We start from the raw sequence: 22,334 nt of genomic DNA, 5'->3' as shown, positions 1-22,334 counted from the left end.
AACTAAAATACTAATTCGGTCATTTTTATTTCGTTAAGTCAAATTTCCTTTTAGGCAGATACATCCACTTGCTTTTTCATTACATGCTTCTTTACTCCTACTAATACAACTAACAATAAGCCTCCGCCTAATGTCATCATAACAATGCTAGTTGGCAACATATCTAATAATAATCCATACACAATCATACCGAGTGGTGCGATTGCAGTAGAAATTGTTTCAAGTAAGCCGAAAACGCGTCCTAAATAATTGGGATTTGTCGTCTTTTGCAAATGTACTTGCATCGGAATATTTACAACCATCATTGATATACCAGTTAACATCATAAAAGCGATATAGTAAATAAAACTTGCTACTTTCGGAATGGTGACTACTAATGGAAACACTGTACATAAACTCAAGCTCGCAAATAAAAACAACCCAATATAAACAGAGCGAAACGGATTATTCACTTCTTTACGTACTGATAACGCAATTGCACCAATTAACATCCCAACTGCTAACATTCCCTCTACAACACCGAGTTGCTTCGAAGATAGATGCAAATTTTGAACAATAATATATGGAAGTGAAACGAAAAGTGCACTCGCAAAAAAGTTTACCCCTACTGCAATTTTCATTAAACCATATATTTCATGCTGTCTTTTTACATATGAAAACCCTTCTTTTATACTTGTCAAGAAATGCTCTTTACTTTCAGCCATGTCTTTTTTATATAAATCGAATACGATAAATAATTGTACAATTACCGCTAAAAAGAATGTAATGCTATTTAGCAGGAAAAACGATTTAATTGAAAAGAAACCAAATACAACTCCACCAATAATCGGTGCTAAAATATTTGATAAAGATGCTGCCGTCTGGTTCAAAGCACTCGCTTTTTGAATACGTCCCTCATCTACTAAACTTGGAATAGATGAAGTTAATGCAACAGAATAAAAACTCGCACAAATTGATAATAATGCTGCTGAAACATAAATAAACAGAAGTGATGGCCCAAAAGTAGTTGCAAGGATAAACATAATAAGCATTGTTAAACTACTTAACAAATCAGTACCGATGACAAGCCATTTTCGATTAACACGGTCAGCTACAGCACCAGCAATCGGTCCACAGATCATCCTTGGAAGTGATCCGCAAACGAGCGTAATTGCAAACCCCATTCCTGAACCCGTTGTCTTTAATACGTATAATCCCATTGCAAACGTATAAATACCCGCTCCTAACAAGGACGTCATTTTTCCAATCATCATTAAAATAATATTTCTCGTTGCAATCTTCATTTTCCAATCATTTTGACCTATATTTATATCCCCCATTATGACACTCTCCCCTTAAAAGTTAAATTGTGTTAAACTTATTATATAATCAACTTTCCAATTTTTACAATAAAAAGTTTAATTGTATTTAACTTTTAAATTATAAAGGAGCATATAATGGCTACTCTCGGTGCAAAAATTAAAACGTTACGAAAAGAAAAAAAGCTTACTCAAACTGATTTAGCAGGTTCAGAGCTGACAAAAAGTATGCTAAGCCAAATTGAAAACGGAAAAGCTACACCTTCCATGAAAACATTACAATATATTGCTGAAAAACTTGGATGCGAAACGAGTTTTTTACTAGAAGATGATGATGTGGAAAAGATAGAACTCATTCAACAAATGGAACAACTAATAAAAGCAAATAAGTACGATGAAGTATATGAGATTTTACTACCTATCGTTCAAAAAGAGCTACCTCCTACTTTGAATACCGCTCGTTTATATAAACAATTTGTAACAGCTGCGGCTAAAATGAAAGATTACAATATTGAACATTACGTGGAAAAGGCTACTTCTATTTTTGAAAAATATACGTTATACCGGGAAAGTACGGAAACAAAATTAAAATTATCCTTTACGATATTCACACGTAAAAAGTATGCTGAATGTTTACAACTCATTGCTAGCATCCGAAATGACTATGAAGAGAAACATTTAGAAATGGATCTCATTATACATATCGAGTTATATTTATATGAGGCGATTATTTTTCTTGCATATGGTAATTACGAACAATGTGAAAGTGTCATTTTAGATGCGCTTGCATTTTCAAAAAAACATCAAGTGTATTATAAAACAGATGAATTTTACCGTATTTTATCTTACCAAAAAGTCCTAACGGCTGATAAAGAACAATATTTACATTACATAAAAAAATCAGAGCAATTTGCCATTTTTACAGAAGATACTTTATCTGCAGCGGTTATTAATCTTTTAAAAGCTTACTACTACAACACAATTACTCATGAATATACTATTGCATTAGAACATGTAGAACAATTTCGAGAACAACTAAAAGATGAGCGAATTTTTCAAGATGATGGATCGTATTATCTTGAAAAAGGAAAAGCTTTGTATGGTTTAAAACAATACGAAGAAGCTTTAAAAACATTACAACGTGCTATCATACCAGATTATATAAACCATCCACTTGATCACGCACGGCTTACAACAGCTGGGGCATATCGTGCTCTTTGTTATGTCAAACTTAATGATAAAAAAAGAGCTCTTGAAGAAGTAACAGAAGCATATGAAATCGTACAGTCCTATCCTGATTCCATCTTCACTTCATTTATTAAAGAAACATTACAAATAATACAAAAACTTTAAGAATGTCTCAAAATGGTATATTATTCCTCTTTTTTAGCAAAGATAATAATGATGGGAGGAATATAAATGAATATACAACGTGCAATAGAGCTTTCTGTGTCAGCGGAACAAGCCAATGTCAGTTTTCAAGGCATGCCTGTTATGATTCAACACGTCGATGAAAGCAATGAAACCGCCCGCATATATGAAGTAAAAAACCCAGGACGCGAATTAACTGTTCCAGTTAATAGCTTAGAGGAAATATAAGAAATGCCACTTCTCTTTTGAAGTGGCATTTTTCTTATGAATCAAAAATACAACTATTATTTCTTCTAATTTTTTAAGCTTATAATAAGAAAATGTAAATTTTATACTCTAACCCTATATTTTGTGATATTTTATACTCTGGAAATAATCAAATCTTTATAGATGAATAATATAAATTTTTTTCTATTTCCCACTCTATACATAAAGGAGGAATTGTATGAGCCTCTCTATATACGAAGGTTTAGGTATTATTTTTTTCGTAATCATTATTACTTACGCCCTTGCACACAAATATTTATGGTCAAAAAAATTACTTATTATTCTATTTCTCATTTGTAATGCTATTTATCTTATTTGGCGAACTTTTTATTCGTTACCAACTATTAATCTCATAAGTATTATCGCTGGTATTATATTGTTAATTACAGAATGGGCTGGTTACTTACAATCTATCGTTTTTAGCATTGTTTCATGGAAACCATATAAACGGAAAGAAGTACCATTATCCACTTTTGAAAAACTACCTACTGTCGACATATTTATTGCCACTTACAATGAACCGATCGATTTGTTAAAACGTACTGTAGCTGGTTGTACGTTGATTACTTATCCGAAAGAGTTACTAAACATTTATATTTGTGACGACGGGCGCCGTGAAAGTGTAAAGCAACTTGCGGCAGATTTTTCTGTTCATCACATAACTCGCACCGAAAACAAGCATGCAAAAGCTGGAAATTTAAATCATGCGATGCTTCATTCAAAAGGTGATATTATCGTAACAATGGATGCCGATATGATACCACGAGCTAACTTTTTAGAGCGAACGATTGGATATTTTTCTAAAAATAATGTTGTATTCGTTCAAGCACCACAAGTTTTTTATAATGCTGATCCTTTCCAATATAATTTGTTTTTTGAAGATAACATCGCCAATGAACAAGATTTCTTTATGCGCCAGTTAGAAGAAGGGAAAGATCGCTTTAATGCTACGATGTATGTTGGTAGTAACGCCCTATTTCGCCGCACCGCGCTTGAAGAAATTGGAGGATTTGCGACTGGAGTTATTACTGAAGATATGGCAACTGGTATGCTACTACAAGCTAACAAATGGGAGACTATATTTGTCAATGAAACACTAGCTGTTGGATTATCCCCAGAAACATTTAGTGATTTATTAAAACAACGGGACCGCTGGTGTAGAGGGAACATTCAAGTCGTAAAAAAATGGAATCCTTTCACTATAAAAGGATTATCTTTTATGCAGCGTCTTTTATATGCAGATGGAATTCATTATTGGTTTTTCGGTGTTTATAAAATGATATTTTTATTAGCACCGCTATTATTTTTAGTATTTGATATTTATAGTTTAGAAATTAATTTCATGCACTTATTTATGTTCTGGGCACCTGCCTTTTTAACATCACAGCTTATTTTCAAAGCTGTTTCTAATAAAAAACGAACAACTACGTGGAGTCATGTGTACGAAGTTGCTATGGCTCCTTATATGGGATTTGCTATTTTATCAGAAATTTTCTTACGTAAAAAGTTTCAATTTCATGTGACAAGAAAGGGAGTTCAAAATAATACAAGGCATTTTTTATGGATTGCAAGCATCCCTCATCTCATATTACTCATTTTAACAATTATTGCACTTATTCGAGCAACACTTATGCTCTTATACCCTGAGCAATATTATATTGAAAGAGAGAGCTTATATATTAACATTTTCTGGTTACTATACAACGGGATAGCTATTGTCACTTCACTATTTGTAGCATTTGAAAGACCGCGTTTTCGAAATTCAGAACGTTTCGTAGTAAATTTACCAGGTACTTTATATGCCGAAGATATGATCATTTCTTGCAATATCCTTGATATTAGTGAAACGGGGGCACGTTTTGAATTAGATTCCTCCATTCCATTTGAAACTTTATCAAGTCTATCTTCCTATATGCTATCTTTTGGCGAGGTAGAAAAGATTTATAGTACAAAAAAATGGATTCGGAGACAAGAAAGTTCTGTACAAGTTGGTGTATCATTTGATGATGTATCCCATGAGCAATATTGTAAACTCATTCTTCATCTATTTAGTAAACCGGTTAATGACCGGGTGGAAAAGGTGTACGATAAAGCATTTCTTACACTAGCAATTGCATCTTTCATAAAAAACACAAAAAAAGCACCAAGACAATTTCGCAGGCAACATATACGTGAGCAACTGATGTCTCCTGGAACATTGCATATGAATGGGATGCCGATTGAAGCGACCATTATCGACTATAGTACAGGTGGGTGCCAAGTACAAACGAACATCCCTCTTGTGATTGACCAAATTATACAAGTAACAATGGAAGAACGTAATATTCAAAAGAAAAATGCACAAGTGTGTTGGATTCAAAAAAAGGGTCGTAAAATATATGCTGGATTAAAATTCACAGCGTAAAAAAGAAAAGAAGCGTCGTGCTTCTTTTCTTTTTTACATGCTAAAATACTTATTAAAGGGGGGGAATGTATATGAAAAATACTTCACAAAAAATGAGTCATTATTATGCCGTGATATTCACTTCTAATTTATCAAATGATACAACAGACTATAATACCGTTGCCGAAACAATGGAGGAACTTGCAAAGCAACAACCTGGATTTTTAGGTGTAGAAAGTGCACGAGGTAATTCTGGACTCGGAATAACAATTTCTTATTGGGAATCACTTGATGCAATTGAAAATTGGAAGAAGAACGCCTTACATAAAGAAGCGAAAAAAAGAGGTCGTGAGCAATGGTATGAAAACTTCCATCTGCGTATTTGCCTTGTTGAGAAAGAATTTAAGTTTCAAAGAGGCACAATATAACTATGAAGGAAAAATTAGCTCTCGTTATTGTTCATGAAATATATGGTGTGAATGACCATATGCATCACGTTACCGAGCAATTTACTTCATCTCATATTGACGTATTCTGTCCTAATCTTCTGCACTTACAACACGCATTTCATTATCGTGATGAAGAAAAAGCATATGAACATTTTGTAAATCATATTGGATTTAATGATGGAAAAGACCAAATTGAAGCATTCATCAATACCCTTTCAAGCAATTATACACATATTGGACTTATCGGCTTTAGTGTTGGAGCTACCATCTCATGGCTATGTAGTAACAATCCGAAAATAGATTTTATCATCGGATGTTACGGTTCTCGTATACGCGACTATGTTCACATAAAGCCTACATGCGCTACACTACTTATATTTCCTGAAAAAGAAGCTAGTTTTTCAGTATCCTCTTTAATTCAAACATTGCAGCAACAAAAAAATCCTTTACTAGAAATACAACAACTACACGGTGAACATGGATTTCTAAATCCGTACACTGAAAAATATAACGGGCACTCTACAAAACAAGCATACAATGTAATAGATTCATTTCTTGTAAAGTGAAACTTTATTAGTTCTTTATTTGGGTTATTGTTGTTAGTTATTTCGGGGATGTAATAGAAGAAGGAAGAAAAGCCAACATTCAACTTTTCTTCCTTCTATCTTTACCTTTAGCTTTCACTGTCACTGATTCACAAGGTGTATAATATATTTGAGGTGTCGCCTTATCAACAAACATCATAAACGTAATAAAGCCGATAATAAAGAAAATAAACAACGTTAACAAAATTGCTCCTATCGTTAAAAGTATCATAACACCACCCCTATATTTTTCATGTTATTACACCTTTCGCTATTATATGAGCGTAATCCTTTTTAGAAAAAGAAACGTAACAAAATAATCACAACCACTCCCGTTAATACTGTACCTAATAAACTACGAGTATATATCGCTACAAGAAATGTGGGAATTGCTGCGATAAGGTAATCCCACTGCATCGTCTCATGCATAAATAAAACTTGTGCTAAAAGCGCTGCTAATATCGCAATTGGTATGTAATTTAACCATTTTAAACCCCAGTCAGGAATTTGTAGTTTGCTAAATACGAGTAGAGGTAAAATACGTGGCACGAGTGTAACAGCTCCTGCTGCTAGTAAAAGTAATAATACATCTAATCTCATTTCCATTTTTCAATCACCACTCCAATCGTCGCAGCTAGTAATGTTGCGATAATAACCGCTATACTATCTGGCATAAATAGGTGTGAAACGTATGCGATGATAATCGCTACAATTGCAACACTTAAATGAATTGCTAGTTTTGGTTTACTACTTATGAGCTGAAGAACAAATAATCCAATAAACATCGCTGGTAATGCATAATCCATCCCGTATGTATGTGGATCTGGTATCCACTCACCAAACAGTCCACCAATAATAGTAGCAAGAATCCAATTTAAATACGCTGTTACGTTAAGCCCGATCATCCATCTTTCACCTAAATATCCTTTTTGCGCCGCGTGTTGCACTGCAACGCCGAAAGTTTCATCTGTAATTTGCGAACCGATGATTAAGTTTTTAAATAGAGGAATTTTCGTAAAGTACGGCGCGAGTGCAGCACTCATAAGAAGGTGGCGCAAGTTAACAAAAAATACAGTAAAAATAATTGCGGAAGCAGGAGCACCGGCTGCATACATACCAGCTAATATAAATTGGGCAGAACCTGCATAAATTAAAGTGGACATAAATGCAATTTCAATGATAGAAAAACCTGCTGTTTTTGCAATTACACCAGCTGCTATACCGATGCTCAAGTAACCAAATACAGTTGGTAAACAATCTTTTACTCCTTGCTGAAATGTATCATCGCTCTGCAAAGCTACATGTGCCTGAGCTTTACTCATCTCTATCATCCTCCATTCCTTCTAAAGTTCGTTTTCCTGTTACGACATGAACTAAATCTATATTTTCACGCCATAACGTATCTAACTTATCAGCTCCAAATTCCTTCGTGATTTCTTCAACCATAATATCGTGCCGCACATACTCTGTAGCAACGAGAACTAGCGCTGGGTCATACGTTGTAACGGCCCATGAAGTGCTATCATTTGAGAAGTTCGCAATTAATACTTCCTCTCCATCACGCGCAATAACAGTTAAATGACCACCCATTCTCTTTTCAACAACGTGAGGCGTCATATAATTATGGTGAAACGTCGCTCCTATTTTTGTTTCTGGAGCTCCAAATAAGATTGAAAATATATGTACGCCTTCCTCTTCCTTTTGATAAATGTATGGCTCAATTTCATGCACTTGATCTTCCCATACAGAAATCCATAATTCTTCCTTTGCCCTATTAATTATATTGCATATTTCTTTTAAAACACGATCATTTGAGCGAATATGCGAAATTACATCTATTTGTCGCTCTTGTTCTAAACAATTTAATTTCTCATCTAAAAATTCAAAGGACTTTTCAAAGTCTTTTCGCATTCGATTCATTAATTCGGTAGCTGGTACTGGTACATATTTAACTGGTTCAGAAGGTACAATATGCACTGCTCCTTTATCCATTAACTTACCGAGTACCTCGTAAATCATAGAACGAGGTACTCCTGTTTGTTTACTCACTTCATAGCCAGTTACTGGGGAATGTTTTAACAATCCAATATACGCTTTACATTCATATTGGGAAAATCCTAACTTTTGTAATTCCTTTATAATTTCATCCATCGGTAACCCCTCACAATCTAAATCGCTCTTACTTCAAAACGGCGATTTTGCTTCCCTTTACTTTTTACTTTATCAATAACAAGTGTTCCTATTTCACTCGTATTTTTCACATGTGTGCCTCCACAAGCTTGTTCGTCTAAGTTTTCAATTGTAACAATGCGGATTTCTTGGATAGTAGTTGGCAGGAGATTTATTGCTGTTTTAATCATTCCTACAGCATTTTCTGCTTCTTCGCGGCTCATATAACGAGTGGAAATTTCTTTATTTTGCTTAATAAGTTTATTCACTTCCTCAACAATTTCTTCTACTTCCACGCTCGATAACTCTTGTAACTCATTAAAATCGATACGTGCTTTATCAGGATAAATTTGATTTCCGGTGCATAGAGCTCCATACTTTTCATAAACTACAGCTCCGATAAGATGCAGTAAAGAGTGATGACGCATTAAATTATGACGTCTTTCCCAATTAATCTCTAATTTAACTGGACCTAATTTTACTTGAGCTTCATCTTTTATATAGTGAACTATTTCTCCCTGCTCCTTCTTTACTTTTTCAACTTCAAATACAGACCCATCTTGTACAATGACACCCGTATCACATTCCTGTCCTCCACCAGTTGGATAAAAAACTGTTTCTTTTACAAATACTTTATTCCCTTCCACTCTTATCACTTCTGTCTCGCAACTCGTTTTGTATGCATCTTCTAAATATAATGCCGTTTTCATACTCTCACCTCTTTAGTAGTTATAGTTATACCTACTAATATAAAAAATAATATTCATACAGTCAACTTATATTTCAGAATTTTTAATTTTAAATAAAAAAAGCCTTTTATAATAAGGCTTTTTTCTACATGCTATTATTTATTTTAACTGTAAAGTATTTAACATGTTTCCCGCCAAATGCTCCCGTAAAGTAGAACCTGTATACTCTTCCCTAAATACTCCCGCCTTCACAAATAAAGGAATGACTTCACTAAAGAATAGATTTAGTGACTTGGGAGGTCCTCCTGGAATAGCAATAAATCCATCTAACGCTCCGGCCTCAAACCTATCCATAATTTGCTTCGCAACGTCTTTTGGTGTACCAACCGCAACCCAATGAGCCGATCCAACAACTTCTGGTCGCTCTAGTATTTGTTCAACTGTTGGTTCATTTTTAATAATGAAATGCCGTAATAATTCTGCATGTGTTTTACTACGTACAGTTTGATCCCGACTTGGCAGCATCTCTTCGGTAATTTTACTTTCTAGCGGAATCCCTCTCGCATCTAATCCGAGAACCATTTCAAGTAACGCATATCTCTTCTCTTTTGTGAGATGTTGATGAGCTTGTCTATGCATTTCTAGCGCCTCTTCATATGTATCACCTATAAAGAAATATAATCCAGGTAATACGCGTATAGCATCTTGCTTCCGGCCATGCTGTTCTGCTCTTCTTCTTAAATCTTGACGAAGTTCAATACCTGACTCTACATCTGGCGTTGCAGCAAAAATTGCATCAGCAACAGAAGCAGCAAAATTCCGACCAGACTCTGAAGCACCGGCTTGAAATAATGGCATTTCTCCTGATATATGCTGTGGGATATTCAGCGGACCTTTTACCTCAAAATATTCACCGCTATGTTCAATTGGCTTAGCCATCTCTCTAATAACTTCAGTGTTATCTATTTTCAACACTTCATAAGGATGGCTCCTCCAAAGTTTTCTTACTAACTCTGTACATTCTGCCGCTTTCGCGTATCGTTCCTCAGATGATGGCATCTCTTCCTCACCAAAGTTTTCAGCACCGTCAATGGATGTAACAATATTCCACCCTACTCGGCCGTTACTAATCCAGTGTAACGATTGTAATTGCCTTGCTAATATATATGGTGGATAAAACGAAGTTGAAGCAGTTGTAACGACTCCAATTTTTTCTGTCGCATAAGCAATAGCAGTAAACAGTAACGTCGGGTCTAAAATGACATTCCCTTTATTACGAGCAATTAAATCTGGGTGGGCCACTAAATAATCGGCTTTAAAAACAAAATCTAACTTAGCCTTTTCTGCCTGTAGTGCCAACTCTACTTGCTCATCAATTCCGGAATTAAACTCATTCTCTTGTTCTTTCTTTCTAGAAATTAAACATAATCCAATGCAAAGTTGATTCTTTTTAGACATCTTCACACCATCCCCTTATTTTTAATTCACTTAGTTAAACAAATGTTGCTGTCATTATGAAATTCTATTCTTATGAAAATAGATAAAATGATATTGATAATCATTATCATTTTATGATGTAACTGTAATAAAAGCAATAACAAAAAAGACTCCCACTTTTGGAAGTCTTTTATCTCAATATTTCATTCGCTTCTTTTTCATAAATTTTATCAAATGACGTCATAACACGCTGTGATGCTTGAATCATTTTTTGATCCGTCATAAGATCTGCCATCTCTTTCGTCATATCAACATTTGAATTTTCTAGCATATGATTTTTTACTATTCCTGTTCCGTTCGGTAAATTAGCAATGTTTCCTTCTGCTAGTGTAAAGCTTTTGTTCTCACGTTGCACGAGACGAGCATTCGTTTCGGCATCTACTGTTTTTGTTTGTAAACGAGCAATATTATTTTGTGTTACTTCATCATATAATGTACCGTCTGCTTGTACAGCAACCTTTGCTCCTTCTGGAATACGAATACGCTCATTATTCTCTCCCATTACGAAAGCACCTGAAGATGTTTGTAAATAACGATCACTATTTAATGTGAAACTACCATCTCTCGTTAAAAACGTTTCATCATTTTTAGAAGTAACGAAAAATGATGTTGTGCCGGCCGCGCCGTCATCTAAAAAGAAATCTGTAGCGCTATTTGTCATTTGTATATTTCCTTGTACTAAATTCACATGTGTTGCAGCTGGTACTACAGCGTAATCGACCGAACCGATATTTGTTACCGCCCCATCTCCTCGGCGATATGTGTCTTGTACATCAAATACTTTAGACGTCATATTTTCTGCTTTAAATCCTGTCGTTTGAGCATTTGCAACGTTATTCGAATGAACATTAATACGCTGCATGTAATTCATCATACCCATAGAACCTATATAAAGACCGTTCATATTCGTTTGAATAAGGCAAGCGCCTTATTCTTCACCTCTTTTCTACGATGTTTGTAACATTTGTTTCGCTAAATGTTCAGCTGTAGCGATATGTATATTTTTCCTTATGTCTTGGCCATCTGTCATTAATACAATAGGAGCTGATGATACTGCTGGAATTTTCAACAATTCGCCACTACTTGCTGTTTCATCAAATTTTGTAAACACAATACCATCTATATGAATATCTTTAAAGTTTGTAATGATTTCAATCATATCTTTACTTTTCATCGAAGCTGATAACGTTAAACAAATATAATCTGGTTCTACTTGTCCCATCGTTTCAATCATTTCTTCCACTGTTTCTGACGTACGATAATTTTTTCCGGCTGTATCAATTAAAATATAATCGACGCGTGCTTCTTCTTTAAAATACGTAAGCGCTCTTGTCATTGCAGCTTCATCACGCACAGCAATTACTTCCGATCCAATTGTCTTTACGTTATCTTGCAATTGCTGCACTGTCCCTATGCGAGAATGATCTGTCGTTATAAAACCAACTGTTTTGTTCTTACCGTGAAATTGCCATGCCATTTTGGCGAGTGTCGTCGTTTTACCAACGCCAGTTGGACCGATTAATGCGATTGTTTGTACTTCTTTTTCAAAGACGTTTTCCGTATTAAAATGAGATTTCATATCTTCCAATATGTACCTGATAACTTCTTCTTCTGTAATCATCGTTGCATTTTCAAACTTTATTTTTAACTTTTCAGCATATGCATAAATGAAATATTGTTCTACATCGTTTTGTTCTAGCATCCGAATTACTTTTTGAATAATAAACGGTACAGATTCTTGATTTTCTTTCTTTGGAGCTACTTCTTCTTTCTTTACCTGAACGACTTGTTTCACAACTTTTTTCTTTTTCGTTACTTCCGCTTCTTTCGTCGGTTTCACAACGACAATTCCTTTTTCGAACAGCTTTAATAGTTTCTCTTTTTTTCTTGCCCATTCTTCACTATTTCCTGTTTGCATCGCCGCGTATGACATAGAAGTCGTTACGTTTTCTAAATTGTGCAGTACTGATTGAATTCCATTCGCCTTCACAATTTGTTCTGAAGGATCATTCACAACATCCATTAACTGTTCATGAAATTGAGCTGTACCTTCATTCACTTCTTCCTGTTTTTCTTCTGGAAAAGCAACTAACATTTCATAATCCTTTTTCCAGAAAAACGGTATATTTCGTTTTACACTTTCATCGACAACGTAATAATAATCTGTACCATATTGGTCAAATAACTTTCGATACAATTCATTTTTCGAAGCTGCTTTTATTCGCATTAACGCTTCTTTCTTTTCTGTACTTTCCATTACTTCACCCCCTACTATTCAATATAGGCAATTTGATCCACAACAATTTCTGGTGCTAATTCGCTAATACAAAGTACTTGTGCTTCCACTTGATAACGTTCTAGCAGTCTTACGATCGCAAATCTAAAATCTTTTCTACGTGTTAATAACACTGGTTCTCTTCCCATTAAACGTGCTTGCTTAAAGACGCGCTGCACTTGCTCAACGACACGTGTTTCTAAATCTAAATCCCAGTTTAATAAGTAACCTTGATATGAATTATTCACAACATCCGCATCTAACTCAATTGAATCAGAGAAGAGCGCTGCATATATTTTTCCGTCCGGATTTTTCGCATTTTCACAAATAACTTTTGAAATACATTCACGAACAAATGATGTCACACCGTCAACGTGGTTTTGATAAATTTCTTTGCCGTCAATAATACCTTCAATAATTGTTGGTAAATCACGAATAGAAATACCTTCTTTTAGAAGTTGTTTAATAACATTTTGAACGAGTGATAAATCAATTTCTTTCTTCTTAATCTCTTCTAATAGAACGCCATTATCATTTTCAAGCGAGTTAATTAAGTCTTTTACATGTTGACGCTGAATTAATTCATGAAGATTACGTCTAACAACAACATCTAAATGTGTAATTAATATGCTAAGTGGCTCTAACACTTGATAGCCTTTCATTTGTGCATCTTGCACCATATGCTCTAAAATCCAATATCCATCTTCACCGAAAATTGGATCTTTAGCTGGCTCTGCATCTAAATCAGCCATTACGTTCGGTGTTTTCAGTGCTAATAAATAACCTGATTTTAAAACACCTTCAGCTGCCTTAGCACCTTTAATTCGAATAATGTAACGTCCGCGTGGTCTAAAGCTCGTATTATCTTTAAAGTTAATTCCAGGAACGTTAATACCAAGGTCAGTAATAATCGACTTCCGCATAAGAACAACTTTATCACGAGCTGTTTCCCCGTTAATTTTCTGCTTTACAAGTGCTGCTAAATCTAAACCGAGTTCTACAATAATCGGATATTTATCCGTAAATACTCCGAATGAATCTTCCACTTGTTGCAGTTGCTCATCTTCGCCTTGAATCATTTCTAATTCTTTTTGAAGCTCGTCTTCTTTTTCTTTCTTTATTCGATTTTTATTACGAATGCCTAAGAAGATAATCGTTCCACCAACGAGTGCGAATGGTAGAAACGGTAGCGGAGTAAAAATACCCATTGCGATAAATAAACCACCTAGTGCATATACAACGACTTCATGCGCTAATAACTCTTTAAAGATACCTTCTGTTACTGTATCCGGTGAGCCGTCAAATACACGCGTTACGATAATACCTGTTGAAATTGCAAGCATTAATGAACCGATTTGGTTTACAATTCCGTCACCGACAGTTAACTGTGTATAATGAAGAGCTGCATCTGCAAAGCTCATTCCTTGCTGCATCATGCCGACAATTAAACCGAAAATAATGTTTACGAATAAAATGACAATCCCGAAAATAACGTCCCCTTTAATGAACTTTCCGGCACCATCCATCGCCCCGTAAAACTCTGTTTCCATATTTAATTTTTTTCGTTTTGCCTGTGCATCTTTTTCTGAAATAATACGCTGGTTTAAATCGGCATCGATAGACATTTGTTTCCCCGGTAAAGAATCAAGTGTAAAACGAGCTGCTACTTCAGCTGTACGAGATGCACCGTTTGCAACGATAAACTGGAATATGATTAATACTGTAAAAATAACGATACCAATTAATAAGTTTCCGCCAATTACGAACTGGCCGAACTCTTCAATAACATGACCTGCATTTCCATCTGTCAAAATCGCTCGCGTCGTCGAAACGTTAATCGATACGCGGAAAATCCCGATTAATAACAACATCGTTGGAAATGACTTTAATTCATCCCACTCGTTAATACTTGTCGCTCGCATATAAATAAGCACTGACATACTTAGTAGAAAAACGATAATGATATCAAGTATAAATGGTGGAAGTGGAATTAAGAGCGCCACTACGAATGACGCTGCTAAAAAGATAGAAAAATAGGTTCTTGCAGACTCTATCTTAAACAAAGAGATCTCCTCCAAACGCGCTATTACACTTCAAGTTCGTTCGTCTGAATTAAATAGCGCATAACTTCAATTACAGCTACGTATAAATCTTCTGGAATCGTCTCATCTTCCTCGACCTGATAATATAAAGAACGAGCAAGCGGACGGTTTTCCACCATTGGTATTTCTTGTTCACGGGCAAGCGTTCGTATATATAATGCGAGCTCATCTTCCCCTTTTGCAACGACAATTGGTGCTGCATCAACGTGTTTATTGTAACGAAGTACAACCGAAATATGCGTCGGGTTGTTCACAATAAACGTTGCACCATCCATCTTCTTCGCGATTGTCCCTTGCAAGATGGCATGCATAAAGTTTTTTCGTTTCCCCTTTACTTGCGGGTCCCCTTCATTATCTTTATGCTCCCTTTTTACTTCTTCTTTTTTCATCTTAATATCTTGCTCGTACTCCCATCTTTGATAAATGAAATCGATAATAGAAAGAACGATTAAAATAATTAAAATGGCTAAAAAGATAAATTTAATTTGGCTAATAATTTCAGTAAGTGACGCTGTCCAGTTAAATCCAATCATACTAACAATCTTCTCTAAATTCTTTTTAAAGAGAACGTACGAAACGTAACCGATTAATCCCATGTAAAACAGTGATTTCAAAATATCTACTAAACTTTTACGACTAAACAATCTCGTAAAATAGTTTTTCGGATTAATACGTGACGCTTTCGGTTTAATGACTTTAGAAGAAAATAGGAAGCCGACTTGAATCATATAATTGAATAAATGAAAAGCATATACGAGTATTAATATCGGAGCCGATACTTTCAGTAATAAAATCCCCATTAAATAAAAATACTCGGTTGAATCTGTATTTTTTCCAATTTGATCAAACAGCACCGCTACGGAATTTGCAATCTCATAACCTAGCCAATCTCCGAAGAAATAAACGACAACTGCTAATACGAGAATGGAAAATAAATTATTTAAATCTTTACTCCGGGCAATATTCCCTTCTTCACGCGATTTTTTACGCTTCTGCGGGGTGGCCTTTTCTGTTTTATTATCCTTTGCCATGCGCGTCCCCCTACTTCGTTAAGAAAAAGTTAAATAGTTTCGTATATTCTTCAAGTAATACATCCGTCATATTTTTAAACACATAACCGAGCATCGGTACACTCATCGCAATAAACAAAATACCACATGTAATTTTAATTACGTATGCATTCATAAAAACGTTTAATTGCGGAGCATTTTTTGCAATTAAAATAAGAACAAAGTTAATGATGAATAAACTTCCCATAAGCGGCAGAGCAATTTCAACCGCTGATGTGATCGCAAATAATAACGTTGCGAGTAGACTATCTAAAAAACTAGTCGTCAACAATTTTGAAATCGCCTCTGTATATTGAAACGACTTTAAAATAGTGGCAACGAAATAGTTAATGCCGCCCAGTGAAATAAAAATAATAAGAAAAAATATATCAAAAATTGTTGATAGCAAAGTGGACTGTGACCCTGCATTTACATCAAACAAACTTGCTTGTGATAAACCAATATCAAAGTCTAAAATATGCCCTGCCATTTTCGGAATGTTCCACAGCATTTCTACAATTTTTGAAAGTGATAATCCAATTACAATTTGCGTTCCTGCATAAGCTGCAACGTCCCAAACTGTCTTGATGTGAGAGACATCCACTTGATCCGCCACTGTAATTGAAAGAGCGAGTCCAACTGTAACCTTCGCCATTGCTGGAATGGATCGGCCTGAGAAAAACGGTAAAAAATATAAAAATGAAGTAATGCGACAAAACGCAAAAAACGTTGCCGCCCATAATTCCATATTCATTTCAGTTCACCTATCTTAGTACGAACGCAATAGCGATGGGATTTTATCAAATAAATCTAAAATAAGCATCGTTAACTCTTGGAACATCCACGGACCTAAAATGATAATTACGAGCACAATACTCGCCATTTTCGGTAAAAACGTCAGCGTTTGCTCTTGAATTTGCATCATTGCCATAATAACCGCGATAATAATAACGACAATCAGACTTACAACGGCAATCGGCATTAAAATCATAACCCCTTTATAAAAAAAGGTTTGGAAAATATCTATAATTGGTGACGTATTCATTTATATGACTCCTATCACATAGCATCAAACGCTTCAGGCGACCGTCTTAAACATAATATCGACAATTTTTGTATATCCACCTAAATATACGAAAACGAGTATTTTAAACGGTAAACTTAAAATCATCGGCGGTACCATCATCATCCCGAGGTACATTAAAAGTGTACTAATAATCAAATCTATAAATACAAACGCTAAATAAATGAACATCCCTGTTAGTAAACCTTTTTGAATTTGCGTTAACGTAAAGGATGGTACGAGTGTAAATAAGGAAAGATCTTTCAAATCTTTCGGCAACTCTTCTCCGCGTACTTTCAGCATCATTTTCAAATCATGCTTATACGTATGCTTTGACATATATTCTTTCATAATAGGAGCTGTCGTTTCCGCAGCTTGACTTACTGTTATTTTCTCTTTCGTCATCGGATCCCACACATCGCTCTTCAGTTGCCCGAGTACAGGCTGCATCGTAAAGAGTGATAAAAATAATGCAAGTCCAACAAGCACTTGGTTTGGTGGTAAATTCATTACCCCAAGTCCTTGACGTGTAATCCCAAGAACAATCATAAAATAAGTAAAATGTGTAAATAATAGAACGATAGAAGAAGATAATGATAAAAGGGTAACGAGCGCAAATAGTTGTACACTTGAATTACTCGTAAACTCTTTTCCATTTTCGAAATTAATAAAACCGTTCGGGGCCGCATACGCTGGATTTACAAAAATAATTGAAAAAACGATAGAAAATACGAAAATAACGGCTAATAATGATAACTGTTTCTTTATTCTCATGATGGATCCTCTACTTTTTTCGTTTCAGTCTTCACCGCGTCTTCTAGTGCTTGTTGAAACTGATTTCCTGTTCCGGTTAATTGCACAGACTGCACACCGTTATTACTAATAACAGTGAACACTTGCTTTCCGTCCACTTCAAATAAAAAGGCACTCGTTTGATGATTTAAATACACGCCGTCTTTTACTTGAATATGGCCATTTTCACCCTGCTTAAAAAACTGCTGTTTGCGCGTCTTTTTTGTCATATAATATGCACCGTAACCGAGCGCACCAAACAGTAAAACGACTTGAAATAAGGTCGTCATATACGACATATGACTCCTCCTCTACTCTTTATCTTGCATTTGACTTTGCGCTTTCATAAGCGCCGCTTGTTTCTTGTCAGCTTCAATTTCAGAAATGATAATACCGAATTTCTCGTCCATTACGATTGCTTCACCGATGCCGACTTTCATATTACTTAAATACACATCTACTTTATGTCCTAAGTTTTTCTCTACTTCAAGAACATCGCCAACTTTTAACTGCTTTACATCACCAAGCGTAATAGATGACTTTCCAAGCTTTACACCAAGTTCAATCGAAATATCTGAAACAGTATCGATATGTGCTTTGCCTGCTTCATTTCGCTTTCCTGCAAAATCTTCTAATCCCATTAATGACACAGGAGATACTTCATGCTTCATATGGATCCTCCTACTCTACAAAACTTTTAAATAGGAGCGCCTTACGCGTTCCATCTTTTCCAATAAAACAATTAAATTTATGCTTTCCATCTACATAACCAAGTAATTCATCCGAAACTTTCGTATGAAGCGGAATAATATCCCCTTCTTCAATTTGTTCAATCTCACTCATTGTCATTTTCTGCTCACCAATCGCAACGTGAACAGGTTTGTACACTTGATTTACTTTCACTTCCACTTCAGACGTATACTTCCTACGTTTATCCGAAGAATGTTCGACAATATTTTCAGACGTTAACTTATCCATAATTTCTTCAACAGATAAGAACGGAATCCCGATACGCACCGTCGTATTCCAAAAATCTGTTTTCATATTTACATTAAGTAATGAAATGATATCGCTCGCTGTCGTAATCTTTAGTGCATTCGGATCTGTTTCCGTCGTTACAAATTTCGGTTCAATCGCAACAACACTTTCAAATGATTGCTCTAAATTTTTACAAAGAAGCAAGAATATATTATCAAGCGTTAAAAACTCAAATGCTGTTAACGGTCTGCGCATCGTAAAGTTACGCTTACTATCTCCGCCAAGCCAACATTCATGAATATAAATAACGAATGCTAAATCAATCTCAATAACAATTTCTCCAAGCTCTGGTAAACCGAGATCAATCACGCAATATAAATAATAATCTTTCGGCATTTTCTCCACATACTCACTCGTAAATGGAACTTGCTCAACTGTTGAAGGCTCTAGTTCAATTGGAATACGCATACGCGCTGATAACGTCTGTGACGTCTGTTTTCCAAACGTAGAAGCAATCGCTTGCAAACTACGTAAATGCTCAACACCGAACTTCTCTGGTCTATTAAAATCATACTCTTGAAATTTCTCTTGCTTTCCTGCTTCTTGTGCGAAAGCTGGCATTTCCTCGCCTTCATTTACCGCCTTCAGCAGGGCATCAATTTGCTCTTGGCTTAATTTTTCGCCACTCATGACAATCCCCTTCCCTACCTTTTCAATTCAACGATTTCAACGTACATCTTCCCATTCTTCGTCAAAATCTTTCCGGTTCCAATCTCTTCATTCTCAAGCATAAGACGCACCGTATTTTTCGTTGAATTTTCAAGACGATACAATGTACCTTTCGTAATATGAAGCAAATCTTCAATTTTCTTTTTCGTATTTCCGATTTCAAAATAAATTGTTAACGGAATATCATCTTGTAATTTCAAATCTAGCCAACTCCCATATCATGTTCACGAAAATTTCATGTTCTCTCTATATATGAAACTCCCTATTTTGAAACGTCGATATTTAATATTTTTTTAATATATCCTTGCGTTTCTTTAAATGGCGGTACGCCTCCGTACTTTCTCACATTCCCAGGGCCAGCATTATAAGAAGCAAGTGCCAATACTAAGTCGCCGTTATTCTTCTTTAAATAACCGCTTAACTCTTTCACGCCACCTTCAATACTTTCAGCTGGTGAAAAGGGATTCTTCACGCCCATCTCCTTCACATTCGCTGGCATAAGCTGCATAAGTCCCATCGCACCTGCATGTGACACCGTTTTCGGATTAAAATTAGACTCTACTTCAATCATTTTTTGAATTAACGTTTTCGGAATTCCGTATGTACGGCTAGTGCGATCAATAATATCCTCATACTTCCCTTCATTGGAAGAACGTATTTTTTGAATATTATACTTCTTCGTTAATTCCCACGTATCAACAGCCTCATTTTTCGTTTCTGGGAAACGTCGTTCAAACTCTTTTTGCGCAACTTGCACTTCATCTGCTTTCTTCGTTTCAGCCTTTTCTTCAGGCTTACTCGCTTCCTCTACTTTATTAATAGTTTCTGCCGGTTTATTAACAACCGCTTCTATTTTCGTAGATTGTACCGGCTGACTCATATCCTCTACTTTTGCCGGCTGCGTAGTTTCTTTCGTCTCCTTCGCAGGCTCACTCTGCAACTTCTCTTGAAAACGACTACTAACAAATGCTTGTGGACTACTTAGCTTTTGCTGAATTTGTCCTTTCTTATATGCAAGCACTTCTTTTACTATATTTCCAACTATCATAATATCACCTTTTCGGTAAACAAAGATAATCTAATATTAGAGTTTTTTTTTAAAGTTTGCAATAATCCTTTTAATAATTATGTAATAAAAAAATGAATATATTGTTAAACTGTTATTTTTTTATATTTATTAATTCGAATTTTTAGTTGACACCCGTTGTAGCAAGGATTACAATAAATCTCGAAATTGATTTTTTCGCATATTACCGTTTTTCAATTTGCAGAAAAGTCAATATAAAAAAATGGGGGTTTCTTAACATGAGAATTAATACAAACATTAACAGCATGCGTACTCAAGAGTACATGCGCCAAAACCAAGCAAAAATGAGCAACGCTATGGACCGTTTATCAAGCGGTAAACGTATCAACAGCGCTTCTGACGATGCAGCAGGTCTTGCAATCGCAACTCGTATGAAAGCACGTGAAGGCGGTTTAAACGTAGCTGGACGAAACACTCAAGATGGTATGTCTTTAATTCGTACAGCTGACTCAGCTTTAAACTCAGTTTCTAACATTTTATTACGTATGCGTGACCTTGCTAACCAATCTGCCAATGGTACAAACACTAAAGGTAACCAAGCTTCTTTACAAAAAGAATTTGCTCAACTTACAGAACAAATTGATTATATTGCAAAAAATACGCAATTCAATGATCAACAATTATTAGGTACTGCAGATAAAAAAATTAAAATTCAAACGCTAGATACAGGATCTACTAATCCTGCTCAAATCGAGATTACACTTAACAGTGTTAAATCCGCTGATTTAGGTCTTGATGTACAAATTGGTGATGAAGGTGATGCTGAAAGTACAGCTGCTGCAGATCCAACGAGTGCTAAGCAAGCAATTGATGCAATTGACGCTGCCATCACAACAGTTGCTGGACAACGCGCTACACTTGGTGCAACATTAAACCGTTTTGAATTTAATGCTAACAACTTGAAGAGTCAAGAAACTAGCATGGCTGATGCTGCTTCTCAAATCGAAGATGCTGATATGGCAAAAGAAATGTCTGAAATGACTAAGTTCAAAATTTTAAACGAAGCTGGTATCAGCATGCTTTCTCAAGCAAACCAAACTCCACAAATGGTAAGTAAATTATTACAATAATCCATTTAGTAACTATAAAAACACACCTCTCTACAAATTGAGAGGTGTGTTTTTATATATCAATATCCCCCCAACAATTAAGGCCAAATATCTATTCACTGTTTGAATGCTTACAAACTTGGCATAGCTATTTCAATGCGTCTAATGCATTCCAAACCATACTTCCCTCTCTTTTATCATTCCACTATATAAAGAAGTTCAACTATTTATTTCATCATAAAATAAAAGAGAATAGCCTAACTGAACTGCACCCAATTGTTAGGCACAGTCTAACAATTGGGTGCAGTTTTTCTATGGCTAAATTTACAGCTGATGAAAAAATACAAATTGTTCTACGTTATTTGAACGGAAATGAAAGTTATCGAGAAATAGGTAGATCGCTCGGTATAAGTGACACAATCATTTTGAATTGGGTAAACCAATATAAACAGAATGGTCTGGAAGCTTTTCTAAAACGATGTACAAATTACACACAACAATTT

The 22,334-nt window shown here is 35.4% G+C and carries 26 protein-coding genes; 7 read left to right on the top strand and 19 right to left on the bottom strand.

From position 1 onward, the window contains the following. Positions 1–50: 50 nt before the first annotated feature. Positions 51–1,319, bottom strand: coding sequence for an MFS transporter (locus MR160_RS12700; protein ID WP_000502460.1), 1,269 nt, complete (start codon positions 1,317–1,319; stop codon positions 51–53). 117 nt (positions 1,320–1,436) lie between these two features. Between MR160_RS12700 and MR160_RS12695 the strand changes: the two genes are divergently transcribed. The 5 genes from MR160_RS12695 to MR160_RS12675 all read left to right on the top strand — a co-directional run bounded on the left by MR160_RS12695 (position 1,437) and on the right by MR160_RS12675 (position 6,334). Then, the gene (locus MR160_RS12695; RefSeq protein WP_000212330.1) at positions 1,437–2,651 is read left to right on the top strand and encodes a helix-turn-helix domain-containing protein; all 1,215 of its coding nucleotides are present in this window, start codon (positions 1,437–1,439) and stop codon (positions 2,649–2,651) included. Positions 2,652–2,717: 66 nt separating this feature from the next. After that, entirely contained in the window at positions 2,718–2,897 is a 180-nt protein-coding gene (locus tag MR160_RS12690; RefSeq protein WP_001025734.1) for an H-type small acid-soluble spore protein, read from the top strand. Between the two features lie 217 nt (positions 2,898–3,114). Next, positions 3,115–5,340, top strand: coding sequence for a glycosyltransferase (locus tag MR160_RS12685; protein WP_000059018.1), 2,226 nt, complete (start codon positions 3,115–3,117; stop codon positions 5,338–5,340). Between the two features lie 71 nt (positions 5,341–5,411). Further along, positions 5,412–5,747 carry an antibiotic biosynthesis monooxygenase family protein gene (locus MR160_RS12680; RefSeq protein ID WP_000799455.1) on the top strand — a complete coding sequence of 112 codons (336 nt, stop codon included), beginning with the start codon at positions 5,412–5,414 and terminating at the stop codon, positions 5,745–5,747. 2 nt (positions 5,748–5,749) lie between these two features. Continuing rightward, the gene (locus MR160_RS12675) at positions 5,750–6,334 is read left to right on the top strand and encodes a dienelactone hydrolase family protein (protein WP_000660112.1); all 585 of its coding nucleotides are present in this window, start codon (positions 5,750–5,752) and stop codon (positions 6,332–6,334) included. Between the two features lie 79 nt (positions 6,335–6,413). Here MR160_RS12675 and MR160_RS12670 read toward each other — a convergent pair whose 3' ends face one another. From MR160_RS12670 to MR160_RS12585, 18 genes are all read right to left on the bottom strand, one after another. Then, on the bottom strand, positions 6,414–6,584 hold the full coding sequence (locus MR160_RS12670; protein WP_000602229.1) for a DUF3951 domain-containing protein: 171 nt from the start codon (positions 6,582–6,584) through the stop codon (positions 6,414–6,416). A gap of 62 nt (positions 6,585–6,646) precedes the next feature. Further along, a complete protein-coding gene (locus MR160_RS12665; protein WP_000425944.1) occupies positions 6,647–6,958 on the bottom strand; it encodes an AzlD domain-containing protein in 312 nt (103 codons plus the stop codon). Next, entirely contained in the window at positions 6,949–7,674 is a 726-nt protein-coding gene (locus MR160_RS12660; RefSeq protein ID WP_000030479.1) for an AzlC family ABC transporter permease, read from the bottom strand. Before MR160_RS12660 ends, MR160_RS12665 begins: the two co-directional genes overlap by 10 nt. Continuing rightward, a complete protein-coding gene (locus MR160_RS12655; RefSeq protein WP_000343356.1) occupies positions 7,667–8,503 on the bottom strand; it encodes a TrmB family transcriptional regulator in 837 nt (278 codons plus the stop codon). The genes MR160_RS12660 and MR160_RS12655 overlap by 8 nt, the downstream gene beginning before the upstream one ends. 17 nt (positions 8,504–8,520) lie before the next feature. Then, complete coding sequence (locus MR160_RS12650; protein ID WP_000844967.1) at positions 8,521–9,231, bottom strand: alanyl-tRNA editing protein; 711 nt, start codon at positions 9,229–9,231, stop codon at positions 8,521–8,523. 138 nt (positions 9,232–9,369) lie between these two features. After that, positions 9,370–10,668 carry an NtaA/DmoA family FMN-dependent monooxygenase gene (locus MR160_RS12645; RefSeq protein WP_000038858.1) on the bottom strand — a complete coding sequence of 433 codons (1,299 nt, stop codon included), beginning with the start codon at positions 10,666–10,668 and terminating at the stop codon, positions 9,370–9,372. A 169-nt stretch (positions 10,669–10,837) separates the two neighbouring features. Continuing rightward, the gene (locus MR160_RS12640; RefSeq protein WP_001013934.1) at positions 10,838–11,611 is read right to left on the bottom strand and encodes a flagellar basal-body rod protein FlgG; all 774 of its coding nucleotides are present in this window, start codon (positions 11,609–11,611) and stop codon (positions 10,838–10,840) included. A gap of 42 nt (positions 11,612–11,653) precedes the next feature. Then, on the bottom strand, positions 11,654–12,964 hold the full coding sequence (gene flhF / locus MR160_RS12635; protein ID WP_000446179.1) for a flagellar biosynthesis GTPase FlhF: 1,311 nt from the start codon (positions 12,962–12,964) through the stop codon (positions 11,654–11,656). A 14-nt stretch (positions 12,965–12,978) separates the two neighbouring features. Then, positions 12,979–15,045 (bottom strand): flagellar biosynthesis protein FlhA, encoded by a 2,067-nt coding sequence (gene flhA, locus MR160_RS12630; RefSeq protein ID WP_000472586.1) that lies wholly within the window; start codon positions 15,043–15,045, stop codon positions 12,979–12,981. A gap of 23 nt (positions 15,046–15,068) precedes the next feature. After that, on the bottom strand, positions 15,069–16,115 hold the full coding sequence (gene flhB, locus MR160_RS12625; protein WP_001040121.1) for a flagellar type III secretion system protein FlhB: 1,047 nt from the start codon (positions 16,113–16,115) through the stop codon (positions 15,069–15,071). A 10-nt stretch (positions 16,116–16,125) separates the two neighbouring features. After that, positions 16,126–16,887, bottom strand: coding sequence for a flagellar biosynthetic protein FliR (locus MR160_RS12620; RefSeq protein WP_001055718.1), 762 nt, complete (start codon positions 16,885–16,887; stop codon positions 16,126–16,128). A gap of 15 nt (positions 16,888–16,902) precedes the next feature. Further along, positions 16,903–17,178: a flagellar biosynthetic protein FliQ gene (locus tag MR160_RS12615; protein ID WP_001098080.1), complete on the bottom strand. Its 276-nt coding sequence runs from the start codon at positions 17,176–17,178 to the stop codon at positions 16,903–16,905. A gap of 33 nt (positions 17,179–17,211) precedes the next feature. After that, entirely contained in the window at positions 17,212–17,970 is a 759-nt protein-coding gene (locus tag MR160_RS12610) for a flagellar type III secretion system pore protein FliP (protein ID WP_001220582.1), read from the bottom strand. Beyond that, on the bottom strand, positions 17,967–18,287 hold the full coding sequence (locus tag MR160_RS12605; protein ID WP_000121178.1) for a hypothetical protein: 321 nt from the start codon (positions 18,285–18,287) through the stop codon (positions 17,967–17,969). Before MR160_RS12605 ends, MR160_RS12610 begins: the two co-directional genes overlap by 4 nt. Before the next feature lie 12 nt (positions 18,288–18,299). Continuing rightward, entirely contained in the window at positions 18,300–18,659 is a 360-nt protein-coding gene (fliN, locus tag MR160_RS12600) for a flagellar motor switch protein FliN (RefSeq protein WP_000680010.1), read from the bottom strand. A gap of 10 nt (positions 18,660–18,669) precedes the next feature. Then, on the bottom strand, positions 18,670–19,656 hold the full coding sequence (fliM, locus tag MR160_RS12595) for a flagellar motor switch protein FliM (protein ID WP_000012361.1): 987 nt from the start codon (positions 19,654–19,656) through the stop codon (positions 18,670–18,672). A gap of 14 nt (positions 19,657–19,670) precedes the next feature. Then, entirely contained in the window at positions 19,671–19,895 is a 225-nt protein-coding gene (locus MR160_RS12590) for a flagellar motor switch protein FliN (protein WP_000775712.1), read from the bottom strand. A gap of 62 nt (positions 19,896–19,957) precedes the next feature. After that, positions 19,958–20,743 carry a lytic transglycosylase domain-containing protein gene (locus MR160_RS12585; protein WP_000635229.1) on the bottom strand — a complete coding sequence of 262 codons (786 nt, stop codon included), beginning with the start codon at positions 20,741–20,743 and terminating at the stop codon, positions 19,958–19,960. Between the two features lie 257 nt (positions 20,744–21,000). On the opposite strand from MR160_RS12585, the gene MR160_RS12580 reads away from it, so the two are divergent. Together MR160_RS12580 and MR160_RS12575 are read left to right on the top strand one after the other, a co-directional pair. Continuing rightward, positions 21,001–21,852, top strand: a complete 852-nt coding sequence (locus MR160_RS12580; RefSeq protein ID WP_001222366.1) for a flagellin N-terminal helical domain-containing protein — start codon at positions 21,001–21,003, stop codon at positions 21,850–21,852. Positions 21,853–22,145: 293 nt separating this feature from the next. Beyond that, positions 22,146–22,334: transposase (locus tag MR160_RS12575; protein ID WP_242297427.1), on the top strand; the 189-nt coding region annotated here is incomplete at its 3' end.

It is taken from the genome of Bacillus cereus group sp. BfR-BA-01382 (assembly GCF_022663475.1).
GTDB lineage: Bacteria > Bacillota > Bacilli > Bacillales > Bacillaceae_G > Bacillus_A > Bacillus_A thuringiensis_S.
The sequence above is the reverse complement of the archived record's forward strand: the minus strand, read 5'-3'. Positions and strand labels throughout refer to the sequence as shown.